The organism is Mesorhizobium sp. M7A.F.Ca.AU.002.02.1.1, assembly GCF_003998535.1.
GTDB lineage: Bacteria > Pseudomonadota > Alphaproteobacteria > Rhizobiales > Rhizobiaceae > Mesorhizobium > Mesorhizobium ciceri.
In genome coordinates this window covers 1-5016 of record NZ_RZPB01000460.1, presented here as the reverse complement: position 1 = coordinate 5016, position 5016 = coordinate 1, and the positions used below count along the sequence as shown (strand labels likewise).

6 protein-coding genes are annotated in these 5016 nt (G+C 63.6%); 1 reads left to right on the top strand and 5 read right to left on the bottom strand.

The window, feature by feature from the left end:
* Positions 1-84 precede the first annotated feature (84 nt).
* The gene (locus tag EN879_RS24040) at positions 85-438 is read left to right on the top strand and encodes a DUF1304 domain-containing protein (protein WP_063169204.1); all 354 of its coding nucleotides are present in this window, start codon (positions 85-87) and stop codon (positions 436-438) included.
* Positions 439-513: 75 nt separating this feature from the next.
* On the opposite strand, the gene EN879_RS24035 is transcribed toward EN879_RS24040, so the two are convergent.
* From EN879_RS24035 to EN879_RS24015, 5 genes are all read right to left on the bottom strand, one after another.
* Positions 514-948, bottom strand: a complete 435-nt coding sequence (locus EN879_RS24035) for a hypothetical protein (protein ID WP_027162534.1) — start codon at positions 946-948, stop codon at positions 514-516.
* A gap of 239 nt (positions 949-1187) precedes the next feature.
* Positions 1188-2219, bottom strand: coding sequence for a peptidoglycan -binding protein (locus tag EN879_RS24030; RefSeq protein ID WP_013529123.1), 1032 nt, complete (start codon positions 2217-2219; stop codon positions 1188-1190).
* 1 nt (position 2220) lies between these two features.
* Entirely contained in the window at positions 2221-3246 is a 1026-nt protein-coding gene (locus EN879_RS24025) for a MotA/TolQ/ExbB proton channel family protein (RefSeq protein ID WP_013529124.1), read from the bottom strand.
* A 104-nt stretch (positions 3247-3350) separates the two neighbouring features.
* On the bottom strand, positions 3351-4037 hold the full coding sequence (locus EN879_RS24020) for a hemolysin III family protein (protein WP_063170358.1): 687 nt from the start codon (positions 4035-4037) through the stop codon (positions 3351-3353).
* Between the two features lie 122 nt (positions 4038-4159).
* Positions 4160-4960, bottom strand: coding sequence for an inositol monophosphatase family protein (locus EN879_RS24015; protein WP_127274287.1), 801 nt, complete (start codon positions 4958-4960; stop codon positions 4160-4162).
* Positions 4961-5016: the final 56 nt, after the last annotated feature.

Below are 5016 nucleotides of genomic sequence, written 5' to 3'. Positions count from 1 at the left end.
CCCTCGGATGCCGTCCGGCAAATGCACCTTGCGCAGGCGAGGCCGCGCATGAAATGCTGCCGGCAACACATCAAGGGGGAAAAAATGATCGGCAACATCCTGGTCGGGCTGGTGGCCTTGATCCATGCCTACATCGTCTATCTGGAGATGGTGCTGTGGGACACGCCGCGCGGGCACAAGGCTTTCAACCTGACCCCGGAATTCGCCAGTGCCTCGAAAGTGCTCGCGGCCAATCAGGGACTTTATAACGGGTTCCTCGCCGCCGGGTTGATCTGGGGGCTATACCTTGGTGCGGCCGGGTTCCAGGTCAAGGTCTTCTTTCTGGCTTGCGTGGCCATTGCCGGCCTCTATGGCGCGGCAACGGTCGGGCGCAAGATCCTGTTCATCCAGACCGTGCCGGCGGTGATCGCCCTGATCGCGGTATTGCTCGGCTGGTAAAAAGGACGCCCGCGGGATCGCTCTCGAAGGCGCCAGGCGGTTCCTTCCTCTTGGACCGTTTCGGGCGCTATGGCCTCAGCCGTTCGGGTAATTGCCGCCGTCGGCGCCGTCGCCGATCATGAAGCCGCTGCCGGTGTCGATCATCAGCCGCTGGTCGACATTGTCGAGACGGCGCAGCAGATCATGGTATTGCGCGGCCGGTATCCTGCCGTGATCGGAGGCGGCGACTTTCTCTGCCGCCTGACTGATGTGGGCCGTGCGCATTTCCAGGCGTTCCGCCACAGCCGGGGTGATGTTGTTGGCCTGTCTTGCGTCCACGATGCCCTGCCGGACGCCCTGCACCTGTTGGATAAGCGCCTCGACACGCGGGCCAGTCATATCGGTTGGATCGGTCGCGTCGAGAGCGCCCTTGTGATGGCCCGCGGCATAGGCGCCGGCAAGCGGAACGGCGATGAGGAGCGCCGTGAGTGTTGCAGTTCTAAGCGAGGTCTTGGGAGTGAAAGAGCGCATCACGCGTCTCCTCTTGTAGAGGGAGGCGGCGGTTGTCCGCCTGCCTTCCAGCCTTGGGCCGTCCGGTTCCGTCGCGTCGCGATGAGGGGGGATTCATCGCCGGCGGTTCTCGGCCCGGGCGGCAGGCTAGGACCGCCCTGCGACAATGTGTAATTAAAAAAAGATAATCTTTTCAGGCCTTGCCCGCCTCCATCTGCGCCCTAGGGTTGAACCGGCGAACAAGTTCGCGTGATTTTCGATCAACGTTCGGTGAGCTTCAGTTCAATACGGCGGTTCTTGTTGCGCGCCTCTTCGGTGTCGGCGGGATCGAGCGGCTGGAACTCACCGAAGCCTGCCGCGACCAGGCGGTTGGCCGGCACGCCGTTCTCGATCAGAAATTTCACCACCGAGGTCGAACGCGCCGTCGACAGTTCCCAATTGTCGCGGTAGCGGCCGGTGCCGGAGAGCGGCTTGTTGTCGGTATGGCCGTCGACGCGCAGCACCCAGTTGATCTCGGGCGGGATTTCCTTCTGCAACTCGATGATGGCGTCGGCGAGTTTCTTCATCTCGACCTTGCCGGCATCGTTGATCACCTCGGAGCCCGTTGGGAACAGCACTTCCGACTGGAAGACGAAGCGGTCGCCGACGATGCGGATGTTCTCGCGGTCGGCGAGGATTTCGCGCAAACGGCCGAAGAAGTCGGAGCGGTAGCGGTTCAACTCCTGCACGCGCTGCGCCAGCGCGACGTTGAGGCGGCGGCCGAGATCGGCGATCTTGGTGTTGGAATCGCGGTCGCGGATTTCGGAGACGTTGAGCGCATCCTCGAGCGCGCCGATCTGCTTGCGCAGCGCCGCGATCTGCTGGTTGAGTATCTCGACCTGGCTCAGCGCCTGCTGGCTGATCTGGCGCTGGCTGTCGAGTTCGCCGCCGAGCGCCGCTGCACGCTGATTGGCGGCGTCGCCGGCACCGGCACCTTGCGCCAGCAATCGTTCGAGCCGGCTCTTTTCCGCTTGCGCGGCCGACAGCGACGCCTGCAGATTGGCCAGGGAATCATCCTTGTCCTGCGCCGTCGAGCGCTCCAGCGCCAGCAGTTGGGTCAGTTCGTTGATCTGCGAGTTGAGGCGCGAGAGCGCCGTATCCTTGCCGGAGATTTCGCGTCCCAGCAGGAACTGCGCCAGCACGAAGACCGTGAGCAGAAACATGATCGCCAAAAGCAGCGTCGACAGCGCGTCGACGAAGCCCGGCCAGTAGTCGATGCGGCGATCGGTGCGCCGGCCCCTGGCGAGCGCCACTTCAGTGCACTCCGGGCTTCTTCAGGGCATCGGCGATCTTTTCCAGCGTGTTGCGCATCGCCTTCTGCTCGTCGGACTGGGCCTCGACCCAGTCGCGCATGATCTGCTGTTCCGAGCGCATATTCTTGACCAGGCCGGAAATGCCGTCGGCGAGATTGGCCATGGCGGTGGCGACGCGCGGGTTGGAGCCGCCGCCATTCTCCTGCATCGAGCGCAGCCGTTCCGACAGCACCCGGATCTCGTCGGAGGATTCGGTTTTGGCCGGGTCGGCGACGACGATGTCCGACGACAGGTCGGTGACCGAGGAAAGCCAGTTTTCCAGTTCGGTGTAGAAGCGCGTCTGGGCGCGGCCGGCCTGCAGGTCGAGGAAGCCGAGCACCAGCGAGCCGGAGAGGCCGAACAGCGAGGACGAGAAGGCGGTGCCCATGCCGGCCAGCGGCGCCGAAAGCCCCTGCTTCAGGGAATCGAGCACCGCGGCGGCGTCACCGGTGCCGGGATCGAGCGATTCGATGGTTTCGCGGATCGAGCCGATGGTGTTCAACAGTCCCCAGAAGGTGCCGAGCAGGCCGAGGAACACCAGCAGGCCGACGAGATAGCGCGAGGTGTCGCGGCTTTCGTCGAGGCGCGTGGCGATGGAATCGAGCATGGTGCGCATCGAACTGGTCGAGAAGGCCATCGCCGAGGAACGGCCGATCATCGCCTTCATCGGCGCCAGCAGCACCGGTTCGGTCGTCTCCGAGCCGGCACGGAAGGAGTTGACCCAGCGCACTTCGCGAAACAGTCGCCCAACCTGGGCGAAGGCCAAAAGGATGCCGACCACCAGCACGCCGACGATCAGGCCATTGAGGCCGGGATTGCTGCCAAAGGCGGTTGAGATCTGTCGGGTGAGGATGGCGGCGATGAAGGCGACGATGACCAGGAAGATCACCATGGTCAGCAGAAAGACCTGCGGGCTCGATAATTTATGCGGGTCGTAGATCAGGACATCAGAACGTCTGCCCATGCCGAAGGATCTGAGAAAAGCCATCCGTGCCCCGTTTCCGATGCCGCCGCCGATCACGTAAACCGCGACTCTAAACGGAATTGTGACCAAATTGAATGGCGCTTGGCAATATTGCCGCGTCGATAGTGTCAGAGGCGATTGATGACCAGACAGTCGACCATGGCGGCCAGATGCAGGCTGGCGCCGGTGACGACGAAACCGTGCCACAGCGCATTGTGGAAGCGCAGCCCCTTCCAGGCGAAGAAGATGACGCCGCAGGAGTAGACGATGCCGCCGGCAACGATCAGCGCTATCGATGTCGTCGGTAGCGTCTGGACAAGCGGCTTGACCAGGATGATGCCGCTCCAGCCAATGGCGAGATAGAAGCCGATCGCCAGCCGGTCGAAACGGCCGGGAAAGAACACCTTGACGGCAATGCCCAGCGCTGCCGCGGTCCAGACCAGCACGATCATCCAGCGCGCCAGCGGCGAGCCTTCGAGCTGCGCCAGGAAAGGCGTATAGGTCGCGGCGATCAGCAGATAGATCGCGGCGTGGTCGAAACGCCGCAACACCCATTTTGCCGGCGACGAGACCGGCCACAGATTGTAGGTCATCGACACCGAGAGCACGGTGAGCAGCGAAACCACGTAGAAGGCGGCGGCGATGTATTCGCCGGGTCCGACACGAAACGCCGCCAGCGCCAGCAGCGCGGAACCGGCCGATATCGCCAGCACGATGCCGACCGCGTGGACGATACCGTCAGCGATCATCTCGGCACGCGAATAGTGCCAGCGTCCGATGAACGGGATATCGGGGTAGGGTTCGTTGTCTCTCACTAAGCCGGGTTCCTGCGCCGCGCCCTCCAATCTGGGCGCTCGCCGGGCAGTATTTCAAGCTTCCGTTGCGGTTTTGCGACTGCGGCGCATCAGCGCGGCGGTTTGTCGGCGCGGCTTGCCTGTCAACGAGAGGAGAGCGGCTTCTTCACGACCTTGAGCAAAGCGCGCTGGATGATCTCGTAGGCCGTCTTCTGCGTGCAAATCTCGAGCATGTCCTGGCCGCCATCCATGTCGGAGACGAAGCCGCCCGCCTCGCGGATCAAAAGCAGCCCGGCGGCGATATCCCAGGCAGACAGGCCGGTTTCCCAGAAGCCATCCATGCGGCCGGCAGCGACATAGGCGAGATCGAGCGATGCGGAGCCGAGGCGGCGGACGCCGGAAACCTCGGCCATGACGTTGCGCAGCTCGACGAGGAAATTGCCGTGGTGGCCGCGGCCGAGATGCGGCATGCCGCAGCCGATGACCGTGTCGACCAGCTTGATGCGGCCGGCGACGCGCAAGCGGCGGTCGTTCATGAAGGCGCCGCCGCCGCGTTCGCAGGTGTAGAGTTCGTCCATCGCCGGATTGTAGATGACGCCGGCGACGATCTGGCCCTGGCGCTCCAGCGCGATCGAAACGGCAAAGAGCGGAATGCCGTGCAGGAAATTGGTGGTGCCGTCGAGCGGGTCGACGATCCAGCGATGCTGGCCGTCGTCGCCTTCGACCACGCCGCGCTCCTCCATCAGGAAGGAATAGCCGGGCCGTGCCTTGGACAGTTCGGCGAAGACGATGTCCTCGGCCTTGCGGTCGGCCTGGCTGACATAGTCGCCGGGGCCCTTCATCGAGACCTGCAGGTTCTGCACTTCGCCGAAGTCGCGCGACAGCGAGCGGCCGGCCTTCATTGCGGCCTGGACCATGACGTTGAGAAGGGCTGAGCGTGCCATAGTGCTTTTTCCCGGTGCTGCGCTTTAAATTCTGCCTCGATGCATGTCGGTGACCC

Coding starts and splice junctions, on each gene's coding strand:
- EN879_RS24040 (WP_063169204.1), top strand. CDS start 85: ATGATCGGCAACATCCTGGTCGGGCTGGTGGCCTTGATCCATGCCTAC.
- EN879_RS24035 (WP_027162534.1), bottom strand. CDS start 948: ATGCGCTCTTTCACTCCCAAGACCTCGCTTAGAACTGCAACACTCACG.
- EN879_RS24025 (WP_013529124.1), bottom strand. CDS start 3,246: ATGGCTTTTCTCAGATCCTTCGGCATGGGCAGACGTTCTGATGTCCTG.
- EN879_RS24015 (WP_127274287.1), bottom strand. CDS start 4,960: ATGGCACGCTCAGCCCTTCTCAACGTCATGGTCCAGGCCGCAATGAAG.